The following is a 21,040-nucleotide window of genomic DNA, read 5'->3' as shown; positions in this document are numbered from 1 at the left end:
TCATAACTCCGGGGTTAAATGAGCAAGAATTTGTTTTGCCTGAGTGGTCAGGCGATTACGAGAAAACATCAGCTGTAGACGGCCACCGCCGACCTGGTGCCACAGCACCGCGGCGCGGATACCTGCCAGCAGCGAAGCGCGGACCTTGGACTGCACCTGCGGGCTTTGCAGCACGGCAGGGGAACCGGTTACCTGAATTCGCGGGCCGAGCGGGCTAATCACGTCAACATAGATACCGGCCATCGCGCTGAGCAGGGTATCGGACTGTAAATCAAAATGGTCGAGCTGACGCTGCAGACCAGTAATACGGTTGCCCAGAATATCCATCGCCCCTTTGGCTGCGGCGAGCTTGCGCTCCAGCACCATCAGGCTGAGGGTATAGCGGGTCAGCTCTGCGTTCAGGCCCTGGCGGCTGCTGGCATTCAGCACCGCGAGCAGGGTTTCAAGGCCGAGGCGAAGATTGGCTTCACTGCCACCGAACACGCCCAGCGCAGAGTCTGGGTTCAGATCGATAATACTGTTCAGCGAAACGTGTAACGCGTCGCCGTCGCAGTGTCCCTGATGGGCCAGCTGCTGCACCAGACGGGCGGACTGGCAAATACCGGCCAGCGCCAGGGTGATGTCATAGTAATTCTTCGCCACGCTCACTCCTTGTTGGCATCTGACCTGCGGCGCGACGCGGGCCAGATTGCGTTGTACCCTATCGAAGCAGGGCTTTATTCCACTGGCAGCGGCAGGCGCTGCTCAATCACGCCGCCACCGAGGCAGATTTCACCGTTGTAAAACACGGCGGACTGACCTGGGGTCACTGCGGCAACAGGTTCTTCAAAGCGAACCTCAATACGGCCTTCATCCAGTGCGGTGACGGTGCACGGGATATCGGTCTGGCGATAGCGGGTCTTCACGGTGCAGCGGAATGTGCCGGTGACCGGTTCACGGTCAACCCAGTGCAGCTGCTGTGCGATAAGACCAACGGACATCAGGCGCGGGTGATCGTGACCCTGGGCGACAACCAGCACGTTGTTTTCAACGTCTTTGTCGACCACGTACCACGGATCTTCCGTCCCTTCTTTGGTCCCGCCAATACCCAGACCTTTACGCTGACCGAGCGTGTGGTACATCAGCCCCTGATGGGTGCCGATCTCTTCGCCGTCAACGGTGATAATTTTACCCGGCTGTGCTGGCAGGTAGCGGCCGAGGAACTCGCGGAATTTACGCTCACCGATAAAGCAGATACCGGTAGAGTCTTTTTTCTTCGCGGTGATGAGATCCAGCTCTTCGGCGATTTTACGTACCTGCGGCTTTTCCAGCTCTCCGACCGGGAACAGGCTCTGTGCTATCTGTTCGTGGCCGAGCGTATAAAGGAAGTAGCTCTGATCTTTATTGCCATCGAGGCCACGCAGAAGCTGGCTTTTGCCGTTGACATCCGCACGGCGCACGTAGTGGCCGGTCGCGATGTAATCTGCGCCCAGGTCTTCAGCGGCGAATTCGAGGAAGGCTTTAAATTTGATCTCCTTGTTGCACAGGATATCCGGGTTCGGCGTACGACCCGCTTTGTACTCTTCCAGGAAGAGTTCAAAAACGTTATCCCAGTATTCGGCGGCAAAGTTAACGGTGTGCAGCTCAATGCCGAGCTTATCGCATACCGCTTGCGCATCGGCAAGATCGGCGGCAGCAGTGCAGTATTCCTCGCCGTCGTCTTCCTCCCAGTTCTTCATGAACAGGCCCTCCACCTTATAGCCCTGTTGTTGCAACAGGTAGGCGGAAACGGAGGAATCAACACCGCCGGACATGCCGACGATCACTTTTTTCTGGCTTTCTGACATTGGAATACTCACGACATTGGACTTCAAGGCGGCATATTCTAGCACGCAGCCCCTTACTTGACACCCTCTGTAAACGGCCAGTTAAATTCGCCGATTAATGACAGCGGATATCGTGCATCTTGCTGATAGCTACGAATACTTTCGGCTACCAGTGCGGAACGCAGGTTGCTGGCCTGCAAAATTTCTCCAGCGCTCACCCACAAACAGCGGTCAATATCGCTGTCATGCGGCTCGGTAGGGCAGATGTTATCGAGCTCAATAACGAACAGAAAACGCAGGAAAGGCGTGTTGTCCGGGGCGATCCACTGATGCAGGCGAAGAAAGTGCTGCGGCGTGGCGCGAATGCCGGTTTCTTCCCATAGCTCACGCTGGGCGGCCTGGACCAGCGTCTCATCCGCCTCCAGATGTCCCGCGGGCTGGTTCCATAGCGCCTTGCCGTTGATGGTTTCTTCAACCACCAGGAATTTATCTTCAGCGTGAACTACGCAGGCGACGGTAACGTGTGGCTTGAACATGCGGCATCCTTATCGAGCGTGAAAGGAGATAAGGATATAAAGAAGCGGGAAGGGAATCAAACGCGAGCCGGAGAACTCCAGCTTTGCTGCATAATCACCCCTTGTTGATTGCTTAATATGACGGTGATTTGTGTCCATTCGCCCTGGGGAATATCCAGATGCAGGCTGGCGAGCTGCTGGGGACGCTGGGCTTTAAGGGCCACCTGTCCGCTTTGGCTGCTGTTGCTGGTGCCGGACTGGCCTTGATGAATAACATTAATGGTTAACTGGCAGTCACAGTCGCTGGTCAGACTGGCCATCGGGGTGATCACCACCGTTTCGGCCTGTGCCTGGGTTTCAAACCACAGTTGGTTACTGAGCGCGGCGGCAATAAGGAGTAAATGCATGGCGGGCCTCGTGATAGCGGAAATTCGGCCGGATGAATGTTCATCCGGCCGCTTTTATTAGTGCTGCAGTACCGTCGAACTGTTGCCGGAACCGCCAACTTGCTGAACGTAAGCCAGCGTGTTGTTACGGCCCTGGTCTACATAGCTGCTGTTATAGCTCCCGCTCTGTGACACCACCACCATTGAACCTTCTGCATTCTGGTTAACGGTTGAGCTATTACGGTAGTCGACCTGAGTGACATCAACTGAACTGTTTTTGCCTTTCTGGTCGATATACGAGCTATTGTTGTTGCCGCTCTGCGCTACATTAATGGCGTTACCCGTGCCAGCTTGCAGCGTTGTGGAGGCGTTTGAGGTCCCCGACTGTGTGACCGCAATCGAGTTACCGGACCCCGCCTGAGTTGCGTAGGATTGGTTGCCCGTGCCGTACTGATTCACGACGGTCGCACTTTTCGTGGCAATTTGGTTCACCGTTGATCTGCCCCAATCACCGTTCTGATGAACGTCGATAGTAGAACCGGATGCCCCAGTCTGACTGGCATAGGAATCGTTATTGCTGCCTGCCTGATAAATGTGCACCACGCCATCCCATTTCCCCGCAGCAGGAAGAACCGGTTTTGTTGGTGTAGTAAAGCCCACGTGAGGGATGCTGACGCCGCTCCCGCTAGAGGGAGGCGTCCAGTCATTGCCGCCTGCCATTGCAGTACCAGATGCTAACAACGTTGACAAAATAACAATGTTCCACTTTTTCATGAGATACCCCATAGGTTTAGAGATTGGTAAGCCAGTTCAAACACTAATTTTGGGTAATACGAATTGCCATTCCTGCCGAATTTTGCACAACGGCCGCGCTGCGGCTTGTGCCCGTTTGATTGATCTGCGTGAGATTGCGAACACCTTTATTGACAATCTCAGCAGAGTTATCAAAACCCGTTTGCGTAATATCTGCCTCGTTGCCCGTTCCTGCCTGTACTAATACGGCAGAGTTGTTCGTCCCTGATTGGCTGACCGTGGCATTATTACCATTACCGTATTGCGCTATTGCCGCACGATTATTAAAACCATTCTGATTTAATATCGCGTTGTTATATCCACCTACCTGCGAAATAGAACCATAAATATGCGAGCCTGACTGTGTAATAGACGCAGTATTATCACTGCCGTGCTGGCCAGTGATGGCAACCATATTGTAGCCCTGACGATAATTATTCAGCCCTGAAAACTCAGAACCAGCAAGATCGCCTCCCGCCATAGACAGATATGAATAGCCCAATAAGGGTATTAATAAAAACCATTGTTTCATAATGGCACCTAGTTTTAACCGATGGTTAAAGTCAGGAGTTAAATCAGCACACCTTAAGCCGATAATGGATTAGGGAGTGAAACTGATTTATGGATTGAGTATGTCTGAGGCTAATATCCCTGTTTTTCACCTGGATTGCGTATTTTGAAAATGAGCATCAGTCAATAGTATGAGAATGCAGGAATGAGGGAGCCGCTGCGGCGCGGCACGAAAGCCATGCGTAACAATCCGTCGAGGCTGACGATGTTTGAGTACGGTAAGGTTTACACTCTGGCTGTAACCTGCTTGTAACTGGCGAGTGTTGTGGAATATAAAGTTTACACTTTGGTAAATTGTTGTCTGCCATTGACTTATTGCTAATGGTTTTAAATGTAAATACGTCATTTTACACTTTGCCTGAATAATATCCTGATGGCTTTTTTTCCTATATTAATCATAAAGAAAGGCAAAACCTTTTGTAATAAAATGACATGTTATTGTTACATTTTGAAACACAAATAACCCTTGCTATAAAAATGGCAATGTCTAGATTGAACAGTATTGCAGCACTTAGGATTTAAGCGCTAATGCGTGCTTAATCTCTTTATTGTCATACTTATTAATCAGCAACTACACAGAACAGCGACCCTTTCTGTATATGCACTCGTTTGTGCATAACAGAAAGGGCACGCGTTCCGAGCAGCAAGCGGGATAGGATTGCATTATGCCGAAAGAAACTGAACCGGTGTATAACGATATTTTGTTGTTAATAACCAGGCCGTCTTTGCAGGCAACCGCCCTGGTCCATCAACTCAAAGCTTCATTAACAATTAATGTCAAAATACAGAATATTCAAAAAACGCTCGAACAGCCCAGCGCTGAGCGCATTCTGGTACTTTTTGACCTTAGCGAATCGGATAAAAGAAGAACGATGCTGTGGCAGAGCGAGCTTCGACGATTACGTGACAAAGTTAAAGTATTGCTGATCAATATGCCAGATGACTATCAATTTCATGAGGTTGAGTCCTGGCTTGGGATCAGCGCCGTCTTCCAGCTCTCCGTTGATGAACCTACGCTGGTGGGAGGTATCCGTAACGTAATGAGCGGCGGCTGCCATTTTCCCCACGATCTGACCAGTTATCTTATTAATCAGTCCGGTAATTACCGCTATCACGACGATACCAGTGGGCTGACGCAAAGAGAAAGAGATATTCTTAATAAACTCCGGATGGGGGCTTCTAACATTGAAATTGCTCGCCTGCTATTTATTAGCGAAAATACGGTAAAGACGCACTTATATAATCTTTTCCGAAAAATAGCGGTAAAAAACAGGACGCAGGCGGTTACCTGGGCCAACGAAAACCTTAGACGCTAATCATGAAATATCTGATGGTGGTAACAGTATCGTTAATGATGCTGCTGGCGCCGTGCGCCAGTTATTCTGCGGAAATAGAAATACCTGGATTGGTGACAGATAATACGGTCACTCGTGTGGGTCATGATTTCTATCGTGCATTTACCGAACATTGGGAGGAGGAATACCCGGGGGCGATTACTATTAATGAACGGCCGAGCGCCCGCTGGGGAAGTTGGATAACGATTAAGGTTGACCAGGATTTATTATATCAAACGTTCTTATTTTCCAGTAAAAATGACTTTAATAAGCAAGTTAATATCGCGTTAGCCTCGGTTTATGAGGCGCTATCGAAACGTGCGATTAATAAAGCATTATTAAATACCGGCGATTTAACCAGCGATGAGTTCTAGGAGTGTACGATGAAAGTGCTTTCTTTGATTCTTGGCATTGGTTTTTTATCTACCACCGCGCAGGCTGGAAATCTGACTTTCCAGTTTGTTAACCCCAACTTTGGCGGCAACCCAAATAACGGCGCATTTTTGCTTTCACAAGCTAACGCACAAAACTCTTATAAAGACCCTGATGCCTATGATTGGAATAGCGGATCAACGGGAACCTCTGCTCTCGATAATTTCACCGCGGCTATTCAATCACAACTTCTTGGCAGCTTGATGGGTAATATTTCCACCGGCAAACCCGGGCGTCTGGTGACTAAAGATTTTATTGTGGATATCACCAATACCGACGGTCAACTGATGATGAATATTCTTGACCGTGCTACCGGGAAATCGTCCACCATTCAGGTCAGCGGCCTGAGTAGCATTTCAACAAACTAATCAGTGGCGAGAAGCTGACATGAAAAATATCTCTGGGGTAGTGGCTATTTTTGTTAGCCTGTTTATGCTGACAGGCTGTATTACTTCTCCACCAAAACAGGCGGCAAAACCCACGCTGCTACCGCGTTCACAGAGCTACCAGGATTTAACGCACCTGCCGGAGCCGCAGGGGAGACTGTTTGTTTCGGTCTATAACATCTCGGATGAGACCGGGCAGTTCAAACCTTATCCGGCGAGTAACTTTTCCACGTCAGTTCCGCAAAGTGCCACCGCGATGCTGGTATCGGCGCTGAAGGATTCTAACTGGTTTATTCCGCTGGAGCGCCAGGGGTTACAGAACCTGCTTAATGAACGAAAAATTATTCGCGCGGCGCAGGAAAATGGCACCGTGGCGGTGAATAACCGCACTCAGCTTCCATCGCTGGTCGCGGCCAATATTCTGATCGAAGGTTCCATCATCGGTTATGAAAGCAACGTGAAATCGGGCGGGGCAGGGGCGCGGTATTTTGGCATCGGGGCGAGTACGCAGTATCAGCTCGATCAGATTGCGGTCAACCTGAGGGTGGTTAACGTCAGTACCGGCGAAGTGCTCTCCTCGGTGAATACCAGCAAAACGATCCTCTCTTATGAGTTCCAGGCTGGGGTCTTCCGCTACATCGACTATCAGCGCCTGTTGGAAGGTGAAGTGGGTTATACGGTCAATGAACCGGTGATGTTGTGTCTGATGTCGGCGATTGAAACGGGCGTCATCTATCTGGTGAATGACGGTATCTCGCGCAACCTGTGGCAGCTGAAGAACGCTTCTGACATTAACTCACCGGTGCTGGAAAAATATAAGAGCATTATTGTTCCGGATATTTCCTGAAACCCATTGCCGGGCGAACGCTATCCGCGTTCGCCGTCGGCTTCTCGCCATTCGCCGTTGTTGAGATTATCCAGGGTATAGCCGCCCATGGCATAGCGAATCAGGCGCAGCGTCGGGTACCCCACGTGGGCCGTCATGCGCCGTACCTGACGATTACGCCCTTCATATAGCGTGACCTTCAGCCAGGCTGTTGGAATGGATTTGCGTTCGCGGATGGGAGGATTACGTGGCCACAGCCAATCGGGAGCGTCAACGCGCTCAATACCGGCTGGCAGCGTGGGGCCATCGTTTAGCGTGACGCCATGACGCAGCGCTTCCATTGCCTCTTCCGTCGGTTCGCCTTCGACTTGAACGTAGTAAATTTTCCCTGTCCGTTTGCCAGGTTGCGTCAGCCTGGCCTGTAAGGCACCGTCATTTGTTAACACCAGCAGCCCTTCGCTGTCCCTGTCGAGGCGCCCCGCAGCGTAGACATTTTGCACAGGAATATAATCTTTTAGCGTGCTACGTCCTGCTTCATCGGTAAATTGCGGCAACACATCGTAGGGTTTATTGAACAGAATGACGCGTTTTGGTTGGTTATCTTTACGCGACCTGGTGGCTTGTCGTGAGCTGAATCGCTCAAGCTGGTTTTTTCTAAATGAAGTCTTAATCATAGTATTTTCAGGCCTTATAGATTCGCGCATTATAGCCTAATAACGAGAGTCTTTCATGGCGACAAACAATCAGGTAGTATTGACAGGCTTATTACAAAACATTAACAAAATGCTCTAACTCTTTGTGTTGCAGGAAGACGGTAAGACAGTGCATCTCCAGGCTATACCCTGAAGGGGATTAGTGGAGTGGGCGTAGTAGCGGCAAGAACCTGTGGCGTAAAGGATGACGAGCACACCAGAAGCGCTCGAAGGAGAGGTGAATGGAAAGCAAAGTAGTTGTTCCGGCGGAAGGTCAAAAAATCACCCTGAAAGACGGCAAGCTGAATGTGCCACACAATCCGATTATCCCATTTATTGAAGGCGACGGTATCGGTGTTGATGTCACCCCAGCAATGCTGAAAGTGGTTGATGCCGCTGTTAAGAAAGCCTACAAAGGCGAGCGTAAAATTTCCTGGATGGAAATTTACACCGGGGAAAAATCCACCCAACTTTACGGCCAGGACGTATGGCTGCCAGCAGAAACGCTGGATCTCATCCGCGACTACCGTGTTGCTATCAAAGGCCCTCTGACTACGCCAGTTGGCGGCGGCATCCGTTCTCTGAACGTTGCGCTGCGTCAAGAGCTTGACCTGTACGTGTGTCTGCGTCCGGTTCGCTACTATCAGGGCACTCCAAGCCCGGTTAAACACCCAGAACTGACCGATATGGTCATCTTCCGTGAAAACTCTGAAGACATCTACGCAGGTATCGAATGGAAAGCTGACTCTGCTGACGCTGAGAAAGTGATTAAATTCCTGCGCGAAGAGATGGGCGTGAAGAAAATTCGCTTCCCTGAACACTGCGGTATCGGCATCAAGCCGTGCTCCGAAGAAGGGACCAAGCGTCTGGTGCGTGCGGCGATTGAATACGTTATCACCAACGACCGCGATTCCCTGACCCTGGTTCACAAGGGTAACATCATGAAGTTCACTGAAGGCGCGTTCAAAGACTGGGGCTACCAGCTGATTCGCGAAGAATTCGGCGGCGAACTGATTGACGGCGGCCCATGGCAGAAAATCAAGAACCCGAACACCGGCAAAGAGATCATCATTAAAGATGTGATCGCCGATGCGTTCCTGCAGCAGATCCTGTTGCGTCCTGCTGAATACGACGTTATCGCCTGTATGAACCTGAACGGTGACTACATTTCCGATGCGCTGGCTGCACAGGTTGGTGGTATCGGTATCGCCCCAGGCGCGAACATCGGTGACGAATGCGCACTGTTCGAAGCGACCCACGGTACTGCACCGAAGTATGCAGGCCAGGACAAAGTGAACCCAGGTTCTATCATCCTGTCCGCAGAAATGATGCTGCGTCATATGGAGTGGTTCGAAGCGGCTGACCTTATCGTTAAAGGTATGGAAGGCGCTATCAACAACAAGACCGTGACCTATGACTTCGAACGTCTGATGGAAGGCGCTAAACTGCTGAAATGTTCAGAGTTTGGTGACGCGATCATCGAAAACATGTAATCCACTTGCTGGATTCGTGATAAACGGGAGCCGGTTGGTTCCCGTTTTTTTATTAGCATTCGAATTGTGTAGAGCCTCCAACAAGCAGAAATGACTGATGAGGTATACATTGAGTTATCTTTCTGCTGTCTATAATGGCACTGTTAACAACGGGAAAACGGAATTAGCGTGCAGGTGATCAGCTTGTGCAGCTTGACGAATTGCCGGGGTGCGATGGGGGATGCCTCAGACCTGGAACCACTCTATTACAGCCAAAAATAGTAGGAATAATTTTAATTTGTTGTCGTTTTTATCATGATCTGAATAATGCATATGATAACCATTAAAGGCAATGTTTTATGAAAATTCATGCTATTACAATCATTGCACTGCTTTCTTTTCCCATCATTACACATTCAGCACTTCAGGAAAGGGAATACAATACCTGGTATTCAAAAGATGCCATTCTTTATGATATGACGCAGACTTCAGATGGATTCCCCGTCATGCTGAGTATTTCACAGCCTGGGCGAAGCGGGGCCAATATGGTGGTCTCTTATCTATCGGAGGGAACGTGCGCTGATAGCAGTAGAGCATTGAATGTAAATGGAAAAGATATTCCCGCTAAATACAGCTGTGTGCCAGTAGGAAAGAACAAGATTGAACATTTTGCCGTGAAGAATGCCGAACAGGTCAATGAGATGGTGAGCCGTCTCAATTCTGATTTCACGTTATTGCTGCAGAATGATATCAAAGTATGGGCTGCCAATATCAAATCACCAAAATATGGTGTGGCACCGAGATTTTGATGTGCGATGTGAATAGCGCTTACGGGCTGCTATTTTATTTATCGATATATTAGTCTTACTTGAATTCCATTGTATCCTTTGTTTTCGATTTCTTCGATGCGGCGCATTTCCCCGGCACACCCCTGATGGCGCCGGGGACGGTCGCTGGCGGTGGTTATTCACTCTCCAGCCAGAACTCTGCCTCGTCAAACATCTCCTGCACCGTACGACTTATCTGCTCTTTTTCATGCTTGCTGGCATCCGTATTGATAGCCGGCAGCGTCATCATCGGTTTCACCCGAACCTCGGCCTCCGGGAAGATACGGTGAATTCTCTTGCTCAGTTCACCGTGTATTATCTCTTTTGCGCCTGGCAAACCTTCAAAATTCCTTTTGTCATAAACGAGTTCCACGAACATTTCTAACGCCTCTTTACTGGATATAATAACAGTATATATACTGGATGTATAAACAGTGTCAACACGAGTGAGTTCATTATGAAGTTTTATTCACCCACTGGCCTTGGCCAGATAGCGGCGCTTCCTTTGTTTAGCGATCGGGTTCCGTGTGGGTTCCCGAGCCCGGCGCAGGACTATGTTGAGCAGCGTATTGATTTAAATAAGCTTGTTATCCGACACCCAAGCGCGACCTACTTTGTCCGTGCAGCAGGGGATTCCATGAACGGTGCGGGGATAGGCAGTGGTGATTTGCTGGTGGTCGATAGCGCTAAAACAGCGCATCACGGGGATATCGTTATCGCTGCGGTTGATGGTGAATTTACGGTGAAACGGCTGCAAATGCATCCTACGGTCATGCTGGTGCCAGAAAATTCAGCCTACAGCCCAATTTTGGTTGGGGGAGAAGAGTCGCTGGATATCTTCGGTGTCGTCACCCATGTTCTGAAGACGGTCGGCTGATGTTTGCGCTGGTTGATGCGAATTCATTTTATGCGAGCTGCCAGACCGCATTCAGACCCGATCTTAAGGGCAAACCCGTTTGCGTGTTGAGTAACAACGACGGCTGCGTAATAGCCTGTAGCGCAGAAGCCAGAGCGCTAGGGATCAAAATGGGGACGCCCTGGTTCAAACTGCAAAATGTACGGTTCCCTGAATGCGTCCATTTTTTTTCAAGCAACTATGAGCTGTACGCTGATATGAGCGTTCGCATGATGACCACGCTGGAAGAGATGTTGCCGCGATGCGAAATATATTCGATTGATGAGTCATTTTGCGACCTGACCGGGGTAAGAAACTGTCGTGATCTGACCGATTTTGGCCGGGAGATCCGCGCGACGGTGTTTCAGCGAGCCCATCTGACCGTCGGCGTAGGGATAGCGCAGACCAAGACGCTTGCCAAACTGGCAAATCATGCTGCCAAGCGCTGGCAGCGGCAAACCGGTGGCGTTGTTGATCTGTCCAATGTGGACAACCAGCGTAAGCTGATGGCCGCCTTACCGGTTGGCGAGGTGTGGGGAATCGGCCGGCGGATAAGCACGAAACTTCAGGCAATGGGCATCAACACGGTACTGCAACTGGCGGACATCGATATTCGTTTTATCAGGAAGCATTTCAGCGTAGTCCTTGAAAGAACGGTACGCGAGCTGCGTGGCGAACCCTGCCTTGAGCTGGAGGAGTTTACGCCGGTAAAGCAGGAGATTATCTGCTCCCGGTCGTTTGGTGAGCGTATTACGGACTATGAGCAGATGCGGCAAGCTATATGTAGCTATGCGGCACGCGCGGCAGAGAAGTTGCGCGGTGAACACCAGTACTGCCGGTTCATTTCAGCTTTTGTCAAAACGTCTCCCTTTGCTGTGAAAGAAGCGTATTACAGTAACAGCGCATCCGTGAAACTGCTTACGCCGACGCAGGATACCAGGGATATTGTCGCGGCAGCCACGCGCTGTCTGGATGCCATCTGGGAGAGCGGTCATCGTTACCAAAAAGCGGGCGTCATGTTGGGGGATTTTTACAGCCAGGGAATTGCTCAGCTCGACCTATTCGATGAGAACGCGCCGAGACATAAAAGTACGCAACTGATGGATACCCTGGATCGCATCAATACTAAGGTGGGAAAGGGGACGCTCTATTTTGCCGGACAAGGTATTCAGCAGGAGTGGCAGATGAAAAGAGAAATGCTGTCGCCGCGATACACGACTCGGTATAGCGACTTGTTGCGGGTGAAATGAAAATATCAAAACCGCTGCATGATGAGCGGTCATTGTCCTGATGCCAGCGTAATTACGTAGGGTTAATGATATTCTCCGCATGTAATAACTGATTATCCTTCGACCAGTAATAACGATTCTCTTCATTAACATCCACGACCCACTTAAAAACCCCGGCTCTGGCGAGTTCCCGGCAATACTGGTCGAAAGCGGTAACACGAGTGAAATGACGTTTGGCAGCAATCCGGGTCAGGCTACTGCTGGCTTCTGAGTTTATTTTTATTAAACCCCGGTCACTTTTCATCGACATATAGGTGTCTGCGGTAGTCACTATCTTAACATTTCCGGTAGCAACAAAGTAAATGTAGTAAGAGATGTTGTTTTGTTTTAATTCTGTTAAAAACTGAAGGAAGTCGGATTCATTTCGGACCTGCTCAAAAAATCCACTGAGCATTTCATTAAATTCCATTTACGCTCCCGATGTATGCCGTTTGTTGTATTGATTATTGTTATTATTTAAATGAATTGCGTTGATGAATGGTTAACTTGCAAATACATTAAAATTCTAATAGTTTACGATAGGTATTTTAAGGTCTGTAAGATAATTACAATAGTATTTCAATTGTTACTAAGTATTACTTCCGTCTCTGGCGAATGTGATAGCGCGATTGCACATATCCCCCTACACTGGTCACGAAACCATAAGGAGAGAGCAATGTTAGAAGGGTATTTCGATCTCGACGGCGCCACCGGCGTTGATGCCGCTGAAAACCACAAGCGCTTACTGGCCGTTCAGGCCGCTCTGGAGATCTCCAAAGCGTCCGTTTCCGCGTCCACCGCAAATTCGGGAATACGCTCCCAGATGGACCTGCGCAACGTTTCTCAGGAAGTTGCAGCACTGGCTGACGCCATCCAGGACGCGCTGGAAATCAGCGAGTAAATCCTCTTGCCGCCTACGGGCGGCAATCACCTTTTAGCTCTTCTGCAAAACCCTTCTGCAAGATCGGCTATTAAATGATGAGTTCTCTGCACTTTTCTTCCCTCGAGTCGCTGTGCCTATCTGTCATTTCCTGACTGGCATGTCCCATCAATATTTGAGTATTTACTCTCTGTTTGTGATATAGCCGTTCAGATAATGAACGTTATTCGTAAAAAATTGGTGGAGCACCTTCTCTTGACCAATCGTAGTTAACTGACTCCTGTCTTTTCTTACTCAATAGGTTGGAGAGGCTGTTCCCGAAATCACTAGAGGCACTAACCTAAAATAGGTCTGCATTTTTAAGATGGCTAAGTGAGAAAATAATAAATTACTGAAGAATAGTGGCTCAACAAATTGAGAGTGTCACATAATTCAGCATTCATAAAGTCTTATGATTTTACGCGAAACGTATAGTAAACAAAGAAGGGATTGCTGATCCCAGCAGAGTTTTTGCATATCTCATCTTCATGCACAACAACTAATTCAATGCCTTAATCGGTGAAAATGTATGATGTAGCATCAATCACGTGGTATTATCGTGTTCTAAACCAAATCAGGATGATGTGATGAATTTTAAGATACACGACAAACTAATTCATGAAGTTGAATCCCATGACGGTCTGCTTTATCGAATGGTAATCATTTATACCTGCTGTATGTCCATGCTTATTATTTTTCTATTCTGGGCTGTAGGAGATACATCAAAATTAAATTTTTACTTTTTTATAAATACATGCACTGTAATTGTAATGGTATGGTTTATTAGAAAGTCTTTTAACATTTACTCGAGAGACATGCATTTGTTGGTGTTTAGGATTAGTTTATTCTTACTCCTGAATTCATCTCTGGCTTCTATGGCTGGAGGTCTAAATGTGATTGAAAGAGACATAGCATCAGTACTGGCATCTCTTCTTTATGTTCCTGCTATGCTCATGATTATTTATTCGTTTAACAAATTCATATCATACGTAAATATTAATTATAACTCTGCGGTTCGTTTATCATTAACAGATGAATTAACAGGGTTACCAAATAGACGACACCTGAACGTTAAACTCAGAGAGATAGAGGATAGGTCTGGAGCAATTTGCATTGCCGATATTGACTACTTCAAGAAAATAAATGATACATACGGTCATGAAGCTGGCGATAATGTATTGAAAAACATAGGGTTGAAGTTGAAGAATATCGTGAAAGATAATGTCTTTATCTCCAGATCCGGAGGCGAGGAGTTTGCAATAGTCATATTTGACGACACCAATGTTGAAGAAATTGTTAGAAACATAAAAGCATCGGTTTCGGATGGTTGCAACGGAAGTATTCGTGTTACTTTAAGTATTGGAGCAGCAATTAAACAGAAAAATGACTCATCTTCTGACGTTATCACTGCCGCTGATGATGCGCTTTATCGGGCTAAGAAAGCGGGAAGAGATTGCATTATGTATGCTCATCGCCCTTATAATTAGCTATTATGTATTCATGAAGGGAAAATCTCCTCTTTACCACACTGGTTTCCCATATGGAAAATAGACATAAAAAACCAGCCATAACAGGCTGGTTTATATAATCCTTTTGGTCAGCACGAAGGATTTTAACCTCTGCCCGCAGCTCTTCGATGACAGGAACGCTCGCCATTGATAATGACAGCTAAGTGCCAGAAGCGAACGTTCCTGATACTGGGATGTGCGCTGTGGGGAACTCATCACCCTTAAAACCGCAACAGAACATTTATCGCTCAGGTATCCATGTGTCTGCTTCGCTGTCTTCAGGATAATAATAACCATTAGGTATTGATTGCAGTTCTATCAAGCTGCCCCATGGCGCCTTAAAGTATACGCTGGCATTACCATCGGTATCTTCATGACGCGAATTTCCATGAATTTCTGAAAGGAACTGGCCTCCCGCAGCCTTGACCCTTTCCACCGCGTAATGTATATCATCCACATAAAGTGAAATGTGGTTCCAGCCAAAGTCCTGTAGCCTTACCGGCTGCGCCTGTTCTCTGCTTACTATCTCAAAAAGTTCCAGATTTGGACCATTACCAATTCTTAGCAACCGTTGTTTGATAATCATTGAGCCTTCTGTCAGGCCCAACTGCCTTTCAGTATCAGCCCCTTCTCTTGGGGAATCGCTATCGGTCAGGCCGTCATAAACAAATCTGGCATCCAATGCCTTTTGCAAAAAATCGGTTGCCTGCTGCAGGTTTGGAACCGTGAGACCCACATGATTTATGCCCCTGCTAACGGTACGTTTTTCTTTATTTATCATATGCATTCTCTGGTGAAAAATTTGAATCAATCAAACAGAGTCTAGTACAATTTTCACTTAAGGAGCGTTATGTCTGATATTGTGTAAGTTTTCTGCCGCTATAAAAGAACGTGCATAGTTCGCTCATAGCTGCTGGTCAAATATCTCGTATTCAGCATGTGAGATGACAGTATCTGGCTGCTCGGCCGCTTTACCGGGCAGCTCCGGGACGACATTTCCGGGAGACAATCAACAGAAAACATTTTAATGTGAGAGTTAGGCTGGTCACAGCGTATGTATTACCACATGCCATTAGAAGAATTATTCAAGCCACCTGCGAGTGTGGAATAACCAAAAGCCTACTACACCTAAGGATGTCTTGCCATGTTGACCGATCTCAGCAGAGATGAAAGTAAAAGACTTGCGGCAATCGACTTGTTGAAAAATCCTGACAAGGGTCGGGATGATGCGTTAGAAAAATATATTCATCTAATATGCCACTTGTTGAGCATGCCGATGGGCTTTGTTTCTATTCTCGATGAAGAAAAACAATACATCAAATCCGCCCAGAATTTTGCCGTCACGGAAACCAGCCTGAGCGAGGCATTTTGCGTACAGACTCTGAAACAGAGTAAGACATTCATTTGTCATGACACTCATCAGCACCCTATCTTTCGTGACTATCATGCGGTAAAAGAAGCTCCATTCATTCGCTTTTATGCAGGATGTCCACTTAAAACCCAGGATGGAGTACCCGTAGGTACCTTGTGTATTCTCGATACCCAACCAAGGGAACTTTCAGACGAGCAGCTCGATCTTTTTGAAAAGATGGCAGGGCTTATAGCGGATTTTTTGGCGTCCTGGCACTCCGTCGGTTACCTCGATATCGTCACGCTATTGCCAAACCGACAGCGACTGTTGAAAGATATCGAGGTTTCAGCTGAAGGCGCATTCAGGCTCGTCATTATTGATTGTATTGATATGCCATTAGCCTACGAAATGGCTCGCTCGCTCGGTATGACTGCCGTAGAAAATCTACTTCGTAGTATGGTCGCAGAGTTGCAGCTCCGCCTACCTTTAACAGGGCTACTCTACGCCGTGGCAGTCGGACGATTTGCCTTTTTTACCCATAAGCAAAAAGCCCTGACACTAGAAAATATCTCTCAAAGCCTTCAAGGGATACAGGCCAGGATCACCCCGGAAGTTACTCTTGATCTGGATATTCACATGGGGGACTCCGGGCTTTGTGATAACTCTCTGACATCGAATGAAATTCTGCGCCGTGCTGTCAGCGCCTTGCACGAAGGGATAAGTCAGGGACGCCGGTTTACAGTCTATGATGATGCACTGGATACCCGTAAGAAGACGGATTTCAGTCTTCTTACTGAAGTGAGAAAAGCGCTACATGAAAATCAGGGCTTATACCTGGTTTATCAGCCAAAAATCTCACTGCTGACAGGGCGTGTGACGGGAGCCGAAGCTTTGCTTAGATGGCAACACCCTAAAAACGGCGAGGTGTTGCCGGGGGTGTTTATTCCTCTCGTCGAAAAGACCAGCCTGATGCGTGAACTCACCGCTTGGGTTATCGATCAGGCTATTGCGCAATTAAGTTACTGGCAAAGCCGAGGGTTTTATTTACCCGTGTCGATAAATCTGTCCGCCAGTGATTTTTCAAGACCAGATTTTGCCGATGAGCTGGAACAGAAAATTATGGATGCGTGTCTGGAGCCCGCCCAACTGGGGGTAGAGTGTCTGGAAACCGAGAAGATGCTGGAAAGCCCCGCAGCACTTATCGGCCTGGCTATGCTCAAACTACGCGGATTTAAAATATCTTTGGATGATTTTGGTTCCGGATACAGCAACATTAATTACCTGCGAAAAATCCCGATGGACATCATCAAGCTTGACCGCTCTATTGTAAGTAGGGTTGCTCACGATAAGGCCAGTCGCATCATTGTTAGCAACGTTATCACCCTCCTCAAGCAGCTCGACTATATCGTTCTGGCCGAAGGAGTCGAGGAAGCCAGTACCGTTGATATTTTAAGAACGCTGGGTTGCGATGAAGTGCAGGGCTATTATTTTGCCAAACCGATGACCGCAGATGCTTTTGAAGCCTGGTATCATGGCAGAGACGAAGCCTTAAAGTGAGCGAGTATTAAGTCAATACGTATGCTCGCCTGCGCGTAATAAATGAATAAGAAGGGATCTGTTCTCCATTGATTATCAGACGCCAGTGATAGTCCTGAATCCGGATAATCAGGACTAATTCTCACTACCGCTATTCGCTCAAAGCGGGCTTTCTCACATGGAAAATAGTTCTGCAAAATTATTTTTATATCCATAAAAATCAAATGGTTAATTTAACGGCAAATGGTTTTTTGAGTGCATAATTTCATACTTATTACTGATAAAAAGATGAATATTGTGTTTTTCACGCCGTACAGGCTGTTTTGGAGATCTCCAAAGCGTCCGTTTCTGCGTCCACCGCAAACTCGGGGATTCGCTCCCAGATGGACCTGCGCAACGTTTCTCAGGAAGTTGCCGCACTGGCTGACGCCATCCAGGACGCGCTGGAAATCAGCGAGTAAATCCTCTTGCCGCCCTCGGGCGGTTTTTATATGGAAAGGTCGACCGTTGTTGTGCAGAAAACGATCGTTTCCGCTCATGATGAAACCTAACCAAAATTAAAAACCAGATGATAGGCATTTGAGTGGGCAACAATGCTGCGGATAAATAAAAACCTATCATCTTTTCCCATTATTTTTATTTGGTGATTAATCATCAACACCTCATTAATGTTGGAAATCGTCACTATTTATAATAATAAATTTTGATTAAGCGCAATATGCTCATGCTTGAAGGCGGACTATAAAAGTAAATGTAGTCATGGAGGACGCCGAATGAGTAAATGTCGTCATAGAATAAATCAGAGAGTGAGTTTTTTCCTGGGTAGCGCGTTTTTGCTGCTTATCGGAATGTTTATACTGGCTAATCATTTAGCTACTTACAATATTGTGATTCCTGATATTTACTATCTTGTTTTTACTGGATTACTTTTGTTGCTGGATGCTATTATTTTCTTCTTTATGCTCTTCCAGTTTATTTGTAATCGGAAACTATTATACGTAGTCATTCTGGGGCTGGGTTTTTTAGGCTCGGATATCTATTGTTCAGAAGCGTTAACGTTAATTCAGCGTTTTATCTCAATGTGTATTCCGATGAACGCGATTACCAACGATCTGGCTATTTTTTATCTGTTCCGACAGATAACGTTTATCGTAGCTATTTTGTTTGCACTGTACTACGCGTATTTACTGAGTAAAAATATTAGTCCCGATGGCAAAGATGAGGCGTTGGCTATCCTGCTGGCATTTGCGGTCTTCTTTTTAGCCATATTTGCACATAACTTATCCAGCTATAACCCACAGATTTCGCTGAATCTCATTAATAAGGCTAATGGTCATGACCGCAATGCCTGGAGCAGCCACTACAGCGCATTGATTGTGGCCGCCTGGTTTATGGTACTGCTGTTGGTCATTGTCACAACGGCGCTCAGAAATTTACTCTGGGTGAGCATATCGGCATTCTGCATTTCCAGCATCTTCAGTAACCTGATTTTGCTGAATCTGAATGAGTACAATTTTTCCGTCTGGTATCTGAGCCGCGGCATTGAGGTAGTCTGCACTTTCTTTGTGATTATTGTGCTGCTGTATGACATTTTTCTGATGCACAAAAACTCCACCATGCTCTCGATTCATGACCCATTAACCGGCATCAACAATCGCGCGTATTTCTACAAAGAGTTACAGCAGCGAGTAGCTTCCAGGGACGATATCAGTGTGATGATTCTTGATATTGACCATTTTAAGCGTATCAATGACCGCTATGGCCACCCGGTCGGGGATGCGGTTATCAGATGCGTTGTTGAACTGGCCAGGAGTGCGATTCGTGAAAACGATGTCCTTGCTCGTATTGGCGGTGAGGAGTTCGCCGTGCTGATGTATAACGCATCATCGCAGGTGGCGCAGATCGTTGCAGAAAGAATCCGCGCCCGTATCGCGATAGAGACCGAAAAAAATGTGCCGCAATTAACGCCGGAACCGATGACGGTGAGTATTGGCGTGTTTACGCCACCGGATAAACGTTTCACGGCAGATGAGTGTATTTCGTTTGCTGATAAAGCGTTATACGTTGCCAAAAGAAGTGGGCGAAACCGAGTTGTTGTCAGTGAGTAACGAAGGGGTAACGCTATTGAGTGCTTTCTCTTCTGCACACAGGTGGTACACTGAAAATGTGATATCAATCATGACTTGCGTAAAAACGAAAAAGAGATACTGCTATGCAACATATCATTGAAGGGTTCCTCAACTTTCAGAAAGAAGTTTTTCCTCAACGTAAGGAACTCTTCCGCAGCCTGGCGTCCAGCCAGAACCCAAAAGCGCTGTTCATCTCCTGTTCTGACAGCCGTCTGGTCCCTGAGCTGGTTACCCAGCAGGAACCGGGGCAGCTGTTCGTCATCCGTAACGCCGGTAATATCGTGCCGTCCTTCGGCCCGGAGCCGGGTGGGGTATCTGCGACCATTGAGTACGCGGTTGTGGCGCTTGGCGTAACCGATATTGTGATTTGTGGCCACTCTAACTGCGGCGCAATGAAAGCGATTGCGACCTGCCAGTGCCTGGAGCCGATGCCAGCGGTTTCCCATTGGCTGCGCTATTCTGATGCCGCCAAAGCGGTTGTTGAGAAGAAAACCTACGCGAACGAAACCGATAAGGTTAACGCGATGGTAGAAGAGAACGTCATTGCGCAGTTGAACAACATCAAAACGCACCCGTCGGTCGCGGTGGGTCTGCGCGATAACGCGATTCGTCTGCATGGATGGGTGTATGACATTGAAAGCGGTGCTATTCGCGCGCTGGATAAAAACACCAAAACGTTTGTCTCGCTGGCGGATAACCCGGAAGTCTTCTTCGAATAATCCCCCCAACGCCGCCTGCGGGCGGCGTTAACGTTTTTTAACGAGTGTGAGCTTGCCGCGTTTTGCCGAACGGCGAGGGGTTGCATTGGTTATTACATAAAGAAAGGGCTGCCAGGCCATCGTCTTGTCCTCCGTTGCCGTTGTTTTAAACATGGCAAATCAAGGCGGAAGGGCGCTCCTGCAAAAGAATGAATCTGCCCCGCTATGGTCATGCTTTAGCATGATGACCTGCATCAAGACGGGAGCGGTTTGATAGTCACTTAGTTACCTCACGCAAACAAAAACATTCAATTCATGCTTCATTAGTGTTACAAATACAGCAAAATATCGTGTAGTCAGCGTCGGGAGGATGCGATGATTCTGGAGAAACTGCGGACACCAAACGGCAAGAAATTCCTGCTGTGTGCTGTAGTGGTATTTACCATTGCCGTGGTAGTGGTAGGGCGAGCGACTTTTGGTGGTGTGGTCAGAGAGTATAATCTGCCGTACGCCGAGTGGACCACCGGTATGTTTGTGCTGCAAGGCGCGATGGTGATGGTCTATAGCTCGATATTTACCATACTGTGTTCCATTCCGCTGGGGTTTTATTTCTTAGGTTCCGATAACCAGCACTAATCACTTTGGGTGAGGGACGGCGCTCACCCTTCCTGAAATCCTATTGCCATTAGGCCTGACTCC

25 protein-coding genes are annotated in these 21,040 nt (G+C 47.7%); 15 read left to right on the top strand and 10 right to left on the bottom strand.

All coding sequences use genetic code 11. The features are described from left to right. The 6 genes from hflD to MY052_RS14475 all read right to left on the bottom strand — a co-directional run bounded on the left by hflD (position 1) and on the right by MY052_RS14475 (position 4,030). Positions 1-642 (bottom strand): high frequency lysogenization protein HflD, encoded by a 642-nt coding sequence (gene hflD, locus MY052_RS14500; protein ID WP_035896078.1) that lies wholly within the window; start codon positions 640-642, stop codon positions 1-3. Positions 643-716: 74 nt separating this feature from the next. After that, entirely contained in the window at positions 717-1,826 is a 1,110-nt protein-coding gene (mnmA, locus tag MY052_RS14495) for a tRNA 2-thiouridine(34) synthase MnmA (RefSeq protein ID WP_035896079.1), read from the bottom strand. 53 nt (positions 1,827-1,879) lie between these two features. Then, positions 1,880-2,341 carry an NUDIX hydrolase gene (locus tag MY052_RS14490; protein WP_248537278.1) on the bottom strand — a complete coding sequence of 154 codons (462 nt, stop codon included), beginning with the start codon at positions 2,339-2,341 and terminating at the stop codon, positions 1,880-1,882. Positions 2,342-2,397: 56 nt separating this feature from the next. Then, complete coding sequence (gene csgC, locus MY052_RS14485) at positions 2,398-2,727, bottom strand: curli assembly chaperone CsgC (RefSeq protein WP_248537277.1); 330 nt, start codon at positions 2,725-2,727, stop codon at positions 2,398-2,400. A 57-nt stretch (positions 2,728-2,784) separates the two neighbouring features. Next, positions 2,785-3,480, bottom strand: coding sequence for a hypothetical protein (locus MY052_RS14480; protein WP_181814586.1), 696 nt, complete (start codon positions 3,478-3,480; stop codon positions 2,785-2,787). 43 nt (positions 3,481-3,523) lie between these two features. Beyond that, on the bottom strand, positions 3,524-4,030 hold the full coding sequence (locus MY052_RS14475) for a hypothetical protein (RefSeq protein WP_035896086.1): 507 nt from the start codon (positions 4,028-4,030) through the stop codon (positions 3,524-3,526). 703 nt (positions 4,031-4,733) lie between these two features. Here MY052_RS14475 and csgD point away from each other — a divergent pair. Genes csgD through csgG form a run of 4 tightly spaced genes read left to right on the top strand, consistent with a single transcriptional unit; the run spans position 4,734 to position 7,067 of the window. After that, the gene (gene csgD, locus MY052_RS14470) at positions 4,734-5,384 is read left to right on the top strand and encodes a biofilm master transcriptional regulator CsgD (RefSeq protein WP_035896087.1); all 651 of its coding nucleotides are present in this window, start codon (positions 4,734-4,736) and stop codon (positions 5,382-5,384) included. A gap of 2 nt (positions 5,385-5,386) precedes the next feature. Next, positions 5,387-5,776: a curli production assembly/transport protein CsgE gene (gene csgE / locus MY052_RS14465; protein WP_248537276.1), complete on the top strand. Its 390-nt coding sequence runs from the start codon at positions 5,387-5,389 to the stop codon at positions 5,774-5,776. A 9-nt stretch (positions 5,777-5,785) separates the two neighbouring features. Continuing rightward, positions 5,786-6,202, top strand: coding sequence for a curli production assembly/transport protein CsgF (csgF, locus tag MY052_RS14460; protein WP_035896090.1), 417 nt, complete (start codon positions 5,786-5,788; stop codon positions 6,200-6,202). Positions 6,203-6,221: 19 nt separating this feature from the next. Continuing rightward, on the top strand, positions 6,222-7,067 hold the full coding sequence (gene csgG / locus MY052_RS14455) for a curli production assembly/transport protein CsgG (protein ID WP_248537275.1): 846 nt from the start codon (positions 6,222-6,224) through the stop codon (positions 7,065-7,067). Positions 7,068-7,087: 20 nt separating this feature from the next. On the opposite strand, the gene rluE is transcribed toward csgG, so the two are convergent. Next, entirely contained in the window at positions 7,088-7,750 is a 663-nt protein-coding gene (rluE, locus tag MY052_RS14450) for a 23S rRNA pseudouridine(2457) synthase RluE (protein WP_035896093.1), read from the bottom strand. Positions 7,751-7,980: 230 nt separating this feature from the next. On the opposite strand from rluE, the gene icd reads away from it, so the two are divergent. Next, complete coding sequence (icd, locus tag MY052_RS14445) at positions 7,981-9,231, top strand: NADP-dependent isocitrate dehydrogenase (protein WP_035896096.1); 1,251 nt, start codon at positions 7,981-7,983, stop codon at positions 9,229-9,231. Positions 9,232-9,569: 338 nt separating this feature from the next. Beyond that, positions 9,570-10,019, top strand: a complete 450-nt coding sequence (locus MY052_RS14440) for a hypothetical protein (RefSeq protein ID WP_248537274.1) — start codon at positions 9,570-9,572, stop codon at positions 10,017-10,019. Positions 10,020-10,173: 154 nt separating this feature from the next. Here the strand turns inward: MY052_RS14440 and MY052_RS14435 are convergent, their stop codons facing one another. After that, the gene (locus tag MY052_RS14435) at positions 10,174-10,416 is read right to left on the bottom strand and encodes a DinI-like family protein (protein WP_035896099.1); all 243 of its coding nucleotides are present in this window, start codon (positions 10,414-10,416) and stop codon (positions 10,174-10,176) included. Positions 10,417-10,494: 78 nt separating this feature from the next. On the opposite strand from MY052_RS14435, the gene MY052_RS14430 reads away from it, so the two are divergent. Further along, positions 10,495-10,914 (top strand): translesion error-prone DNA polymerase V autoproteolytic subunit, encoded by a 420-nt coding sequence (locus MY052_RS14430; protein ID WP_248537273.1) that lies wholly within the window; start codon positions 10,495-10,497, stop codon positions 10,912-10,914. Next, a complete protein-coding gene (locus MY052_RS14425) occupies positions 10,914-12,182 on the top strand; it encodes a Y-family DNA polymerase (protein ID WP_248537272.1) in 1,269 nt (422 codons plus the stop codon). The genes MY052_RS14430 and MY052_RS14425 overlap by 1 nt, the downstream gene beginning before the upstream one ends. Positions 12,183-12,234: 52 nt before the next feature. Here the strand turns inward: MY052_RS14425 and MY052_RS14420 are convergent, their stop codons facing one another. Further along, on the bottom strand, positions 12,235-12,630 hold the full coding sequence (locus MY052_RS14420) for a DUF1398 domain-containing protein (protein ID WP_248537271.1): 396 nt from the start codon (positions 12,628-12,630) through the stop codon (positions 12,235-12,237). A gap of 246 nt (positions 12,631-12,876) precedes the next feature. On the opposite strand from MY052_RS14420, the gene MY052_RS14415 reads away from it, so the two are divergent. Together MY052_RS14415 and MY052_RS14410 are read left to right on the top strand one after the other, a co-directional pair. Next, entirely contained in the window at positions 12,877-13,101 is a 225-nt protein-coding gene (locus tag MY052_RS14415; RefSeq protein ID WP_035896104.1) for a hypothetical protein, read from the top strand. Between the two features lie 911 nt (positions 13,102-14,012). Then, positions 14,013-14,606 carry a GGDEF domain-containing protein gene (locus MY052_RS14410; protein WP_248537270.1) on the top strand — a complete coding sequence of 198 codons (594 nt, stop codon included), beginning with the start codon at positions 14,013-14,015 and terminating at the stop codon, positions 14,604-14,606. 262 nt (positions 14,607-14,868) lie between these two features. Here the strand turns inward: MY052_RS14410 and MY052_RS14405 are convergent, their stop codons facing one another. Continuing rightward, on the bottom strand, positions 14,869-15,408 hold the full coding sequence (locus MY052_RS14405; protein ID WP_248537269.1) for a VOC family protein: 540 nt from the start codon (positions 15,406-15,408) through the stop codon (positions 14,869-14,871). Positions 15,409-15,771: 363 nt separating this feature from the next. Between MY052_RS14405 and MY052_RS14400 the strand changes: the two genes are divergently transcribed. The 5 genes from MY052_RS14400 to MY052_RS14380 all read left to right on the top strand — a co-directional run bounded on the left by MY052_RS14400 (position 15,772) and on the right by MY052_RS14380 (position 20,977). Further along, positions 15,772-17,535, top strand: a complete 1,764-nt coding sequence (locus MY052_RS14400) for a sensor domain-containing phosphodiesterase (protein ID WP_202215968.1) — start codon at positions 15,772-15,774, stop codon at positions 17,533-17,535. 302 nt (positions 17,536-17,837) lie between these two features. After that, entirely contained in the window at positions 17,838-17,975 is a 138-nt protein-coding gene (locus tag MY052_RS14395) for a hypothetical protein (RefSeq protein ID WP_202215967.1), read from the top strand. A 312-nt stretch (positions 17,976-18,287) separates the two neighbouring features. Next, positions 18,288-19,622, top strand: coding sequence for a sensor domain-containing diguanylate cyclase (locus MY052_RS14390; protein WP_248537268.1), 1,335 nt, complete (start codon positions 18,288-18,290; stop codon positions 19,620-19,622). A gap of 104 nt (positions 19,623-19,726) precedes the next feature. Beyond that, complete coding sequence (locus tag MY052_RS14385; protein ID WP_035897790.1) at positions 19,727-20,362, top strand: carbonic anhydrase; 636 nt, start codon at positions 19,727-19,729, stop codon at positions 20,360-20,362. A 354-nt stretch (positions 20,363-20,716) separates the two neighbouring features. Then, positions 20,717-20,977 (top strand): DUF2534 family protein, encoded by a 261-nt coding sequence (locus MY052_RS14380; protein WP_035897791.1) that lies wholly within the window; start codon positions 20,717-20,719, stop codon positions 20,975-20,977. The last annotated feature ends 63 nt before the right edge of the window (positions 20,978-21,040 follow it).

Source organism: Kluyvera ascorbata, from assembly GCF_023195735.1.
Classification (GTDB): Bacteria; Pseudomonadota; Gammaproteobacteria; order Enterobacterales; family Enterobacteriaceae; genus Kluyvera; species Kluyvera ascorbata.
The sequence above is the reverse complement of the archived record's forward strand: the minus strand, read 5'-3'. Positions and strand labels throughout refer to the sequence as shown.

Excerpts from the sequence above, each read along its gene's own strand:
- mnmA (WP_035896079.1), bottom strand. The coding sequence starts at position 1,826 with ATGTCAGAAAGCCAGAAAAAAGTGATCGTCGGCATGTCCGGCGGTGTT.
- MY052_RS14490 (WP_248537278.1), bottom strand. The coding sequence starts at position 2,341 with ATGTTCAAGCCACACGTTACCGTCGCCTGCGTAGTTCACGCTGAAGAT.
- csgC (WP_248537277.1), bottom strand. The coding sequence starts at position 2,727 with ATGCATTTACTCCTTATTGCCGCCGCGCTCAGTAACCAACTGTGGTTT.
- MY052_RS14480 (WP_181814586.1), bottom strand. The coding sequence starts at position 3,480 with ATGAAAAAGTGGAACATTGTTATTTTGTCAACGTTGTTAGCATCTGGT.
- MY052_RS14475 (WP_035896086.1), bottom strand. The coding sequence starts at position 4,030 with ATGAAACAATGGTTTTTATTAATACCCTTATTGGGCTATTCATATCTG.
- csgD (WP_035896087.1), top strand. The coding sequence starts at position 4,734 with ATGCCGAAAGAAACTGAACCGGTGTATAACGATATTTTGTTGTTAATA.
- csgE (WP_248537276.1), top strand. The coding sequence starts at position 5,387 with ATGAAATATCTGATGGTGGTAACAGTATCGTTAATGATGCTGCTGGCG.
- csgF (WP_035896090.1), top strand. The coding sequence starts at position 5,786 with ATGAAAGTGCTTTCTTTGATTCTTGGCATTGGTTTTTTATCTACCACC.
- csgG (WP_248537275.1), top strand. The coding sequence starts at position 6,222 with ATGAAAAATATCTCTGGGGTAGTGGCTATTTTTGTTAGCCTGTTTATG.
- rluE (WP_035896093.1), bottom strand. The coding sequence starts at position 7,750 with ATGCGCGAATCTATAAGGCCTGAAAATACTATGATTAAGACTTCATTT.
- icd (WP_035896096.1), top strand. The coding sequence starts at position 7,981 with ATGGAAAGCAAAGTAGTTGTTCCGGCGGAAGGTCAAAAAATCACCCTG.
- MY052_RS14440 (WP_248537274.1), top strand. The coding sequence starts at position 9,570 with ATGAAAATTCATGCTATTACAATCATTGCACTGCTTTCTTTTCCCATC.
- MY052_RS14435 (WP_035896099.1), bottom strand. The coding sequence starts at position 10,416 with ATGTTCGTGGAACTCGTTTATGACAAAAGGAATTTTGAAGGTTTGCCA.
- MY052_RS14430 (WP_248537273.1), top strand. The coding sequence starts at position 10,495 with ATGAAGTTTTATTCACCCACTGGCCTTGGCCAGATAGCGGCGCTTCCT.
- MY052_RS14425 (WP_248537272.1), top strand. The coding sequence starts at position 10,914 with ATGTTTGCGCTGGTTGATGCGAATTCATTTTATGCGAGCTGCCAGACC.
- MY052_RS14420 (WP_248537271.1), bottom strand. The coding sequence starts at position 12,630 with ATGGAATTTAATGAAATGCTCAGTGGATTTTTTGAGCAGGTCCGAAAT.
- MY052_RS14415 (WP_035896104.1), top strand. The coding sequence starts at position 12,877 with ATGTTAGAAGGGTATTTCGATCTCGACGGCGCCACCGGCGTTGATGCC.
- MY052_RS14405 (WP_248537269.1), bottom strand. The coding sequence starts at position 15,408 with ATGATAAATAAAGAAAAACGTACCGTTAGCAGGGGCATAAATCATGTG.
- MY052_RS14400 (WP_202215968.1), top strand. The coding sequence starts at position 15,772 with ATGTTGACCGATCTCAGCAGAGATGAAAGTAAAAGACTTGCGGCAATC.
- MY052_RS14390 (WP_248537268.1), top strand. The coding sequence starts at position 18,288 with ATGAGTAAATGTCGTCATAGAATAAATCAGAGAGTGAGTTTTTTCCTG.
- MY052_RS14385 (WP_035897790.1), top strand. The coding sequence starts at position 19,727 with ATGCAACATATCATTGAAGGGTTCCTCAACTTTCAGAAAGAAGTTTTT.
- MY052_RS14380 (WP_035897791.1), top strand. The coding sequence starts at position 20,717 with ATGATTCTGGAGAAACTGCGGACACCAAACGGCAAGAAATTCCTGCTG.